Genomic DNA, 3,487 nt, shown 5'->3' on the forward strand with positions numbered 1-3,487 from the left:
CGGTGAGCCAGTTCTCGAAGCAGCTGCGCCTGGCCAGGCTCATCACCCCGATGGTGGCGCGTCCGCCGAGTCCCGCCTCGGGGCCGAAGACATCGCGGAAGAGGTCGGTGGCACCCGACGACACCTTGTGCACATCCTCGAACTCCGGGGTGGAGACCACGAAGCACAGCGAGCGTACAAGGGACCGGACACGGTTGAGGGAGCCGAGGGCGAGCCGGATCCCGCCCAGACAGTTGAGGGCGGTCAGCCGCGCGGCCTCGTACCCCTCCTCGACGGTGACATCCGCGCCCAGCCGGCCCGGGTGGCGCACACGGCCCTCCGCGTCGTCCGCGGTGTGACCGCCCAGGAAGAGCAGACTGCCGGTGATGTGGTGGGGCTTCATCGATCCGTAGTCGGAGCCGTAGTAGGCCCGGGCGGAGAAGTCGGGGATGACGAGACCGAGTTCACGCACGCGGGTCTCGGGATCTGTGGGAGCCATGTCTGTGCCTCAGAGGGTGATCGGGTGTGGCCCTGCCGGTGGGCCGAGATAGTCAGATGGTCCGACCAAGTGGGGTCATTCTTCGTACACGCCTTCCCGCCTGTCAACCCCCTCCGCCGCCCGGTCGTCCCTCGGCACGCGCTCCGGCGTGACCTTCGGTGTGCCCTCCGGTGCCGGCCGCGACCGCTCCCTGCCCGCCCGCGCCGATCGCTGCGAAATCCGTAGCCAACGACCCCCGTCAATGATGTTTTCCATTGAATTATGGAAACAATCTGGCGAGACCGTTGACAATCCGCCGCCGCGACCCTGAGCGTGGCCACACGAGGCCACCCATGCCGGACGCCTCACGGCCGACCAAGCCGCCCCCGCGTCACTCGTACGACGACGCTCACGCCCCGCTATCCGGCGGCCTCCCCCGAGGACTTCCCGTGACCTCTTCACGTGCGGACGTCTCTGCCCCCGTCCCCCTCGATGTCTCCTGTACCGACGACCCCCGTGTGGTGAAGGAAGCGACGAACGAGGACTACTCGACCCACATCGTTCCGCTCACCTGGCGCAGCGGCCGGCTCTCGCTGACGATGACCTGGTACGCCCTCGTCAGCGGGATGTTCTACCTCGTCACCGCCGCCACCCTGGCCGTGACCGTCGGCACGGTCAACACCCTCATCGGCATCCTGCTCGCGGTCGGCTGCTTCGGAGCGGTCAACTACGTCCTCTCCTCCTACGCGGCTCGCACCGGTCTGACCGTCGCCCTCCTCTCGCAGCGGGTCTTCGGCTACGTCGGCTCCGTGCTCGCCCCGCTCGTCCTGGCGGCCACGGCCATCTACTACGCCGTCTTCGAGGGCTCCGTCATCGCGCACGCCCTGCACGCCTACACCGGCGCCATGGAGATCGAGGTCTGGTACGCGATCTCCATCCTCAGCAATGTGCCCATGGCCATCGGCGGCGTACGGCGCTGGCTCGACAAGTTCAACGGCGCGCTGCTCCCGCTGTACTGGACCGGTCTGATGATCGTGATCATCCTGGCCGTGCGCGAGTACCCACCGTCCGGCTGGCTCAGCCACACCCCCGACATCGCCCCCGACCTCGGAGCGCCTGGCTGGCTGTACGCGTTCTTCGTCTACATGGGCGTGTTCGTCTTCATGATGTACACGGTCGACTTCGGGCGCTTCGGCAAGCCCAAGGACACCCGGTACCACGGTGTCGTGACCTTCGGCCCGGTGTTCTATCTCTTCTGCTACTTCGTCAACGGGCTCATCGGCATCTTCCTGGTGCTGGTCGCCAACAAGGCGGGCGCACCCACCGAGACCGCGATCGGCGACACCATCGTGGGACTGATGGGGGTGTGGGGACTCGGTGTGGTGTGGCTGACCCAGTCACGGATCAACACCGCCAACTACTACGTCGCCTCCACCAATCTGGAAGCCACCATCGCCCGGCTCTTCCACATCCGCGTCCCGCGCGTCGCCGCGCTCGCGGTGGCCAGCCTCGTGACGTATCTGATCATGCTGACGGATGTGCTGAGCTATGTGCTCACCGCGCTGGCGTGGCAGGGCGCGTTCGTCGTCGGCTGGGTCGGCATCATGCTCACCCACCTCGCCCTGCACCGCGGGGGCGATCGCGACGGCCTCCCCGAGTTCCGCCCCGGACGCGTCGCCACCATCGCCCCCGGGGCCGTGGTGTGGCTGGTCTCCTCCCTCACCGGCATCGCGGTCCTCGAATTCACCGGCACCTTCGGCGCCACCTGGTCCTCACCGCTGACCTTCGTCCTGAGCATCGTGCTCTATCTGCTGGCGCTGCGGGTCGCCTCCTCCCCGGTGCTGCGCCGGGGGCTCGACCCGAGGGACGAGGTCGACGACATCTGGGAGACCCGGGTGCGCTGTCACCGCTGCGACCACTCCTATATCGCCGCGGAGATGGACCGCGACCCCTCGGCCGAGGGGAGTCCGGCCATCTGCGCGGACTGCGGAGGCCGCAGCCGCGCCTTCCGCCGCGCGGTCCTCACCCAGGCCCGAGCGCACCGGCCCGAGTCCGCCCCGGACGCCGGGCGCCGGGGCGGCCCCGGCGGTTCGGGCAGCACCGAGACGGCGGCCGTCGGCAAGCCCTCGGGGTGACACACAGGTGCCCGGAGGCCGCCGTGTTCCGGTGCGCCGAGTCGGAGTGACGCCCCCCTGTCGTACCCGGTGCGCGGCGGAAGCGTGTCCGCCGGTGCGACCCCGGTTCACCCTCGCCGGCGGGCCCGTAGGACAGCTGATCCTCTCCGGTCGCACGGGCCACGAACTCATCAGAGGCACCAGGTGCCGGTACGGTCCCGGCCACCGGCGGACCGGCCGTGCGCGGAAACGGTTGTACTCGTATTCGAAAGGCGTACGGACGGTTTCCCGCGCGGTGCCCTCCTGGGGCGCCCGCCGGCGCAGCTCCTTTCGTGTTCGATTTTCGTCTCGGTACCTTTCCGGCGCGAGGAGATCCGGGTTCACCGGATGTGTCCAGAACGCGAGGAAACCATGTCTGTAGTCGATGAATACCTGGCCAACAATGAAACGTACGCGGCAGCCTTCGCGGGCCCGCTCGCACTTCCGCCGGCCCGGCGGCTGGCGATCGTCGCCTGTATGGACGCCCGGTTGGACATCTTCTCGATGCTGGGGCTGAAGGAGGGAGACGCCCACATCATCCGTAACGCGGGCGGAGTCGTCTCGGAGGACGCCATCCGCTCGCTGGCGATCAGCCAGCGTCTGCTGGGAACCCGCCGCATCATGCTGATCCATCACACGGACTGCGGAATGCTCACCTTCAAGGACGATGAGTTCAAACGGGATATCGAAGAGGAGACGGGAATTCGCCCCTGGTGGGCTCCGGAGGCATTCCAGGACCTCGAAGAGGATGTGCGCCAGTCGATGCGCCGATTGACCATCAACCCCTTCCTGCCGTACACCGACTCCCTTCGCGGGTTCGTCTTCGACGTGGAGAGCGGCTGTCTCACCGAGGTGAAGTAGGAACACCGGACCCGGC

3 protein-coding genes are annotated in these 3,487 nt (G+C 67.9%); 2 read left to right on the plus strand and 1 reads right to left on the minus strand.

Annotated features, from left to right (window positions below):
• Positions 1-478, minus strand: a 478-nt coding sequence (locus tag ACWF94_RS36615; RefSeq protein WP_453498918.1) for a RidA family protein, incomplete at its 3' end; no start/stop codon positions are given.
• 428 nt (positions 479-906) lie between these two features.
• Between ACWF94_RS36615 and ACWF94_RS36620 the strand changes: the two genes are divergently transcribed.
• Positions 907-2,592, plus strand: a complete 1,686-nt coding sequence (locus tag ACWF94_RS36620; protein WP_453498920.1) for a purine-cytosine permease family protein — start codon at positions 907-909, stop codon at positions 2,590-2,592.
• Positions 2,593-2,982: 390 nt separating this feature from the next.
• On the plus strand, positions 2,983-3,471 hold the full coding sequence (locus ACWF94_RS36625; RefSeq protein ID WP_453498922.1) for a beta-class carbonic anhydrase: 489 nt from the start codon (positions 2,983-2,985) through the stop codon (positions 3,469-3,471).
• Positions 3,472-3,487: the final 16 nt, after the last annotated feature.

This window comes from Streptomyces sp. NPDC055078 (assembly GCF_053607985.1).

What these genes read in the sequence shown, in the direction of transcription:
- ACWF94_RS36625 (WP_453498922.1), top strand. Translation starts at nt 2,983, where the DNA reads ATGTCTGTAGTCGATGAATACCTGGCCAACAATGAAACGTACGCGGCA.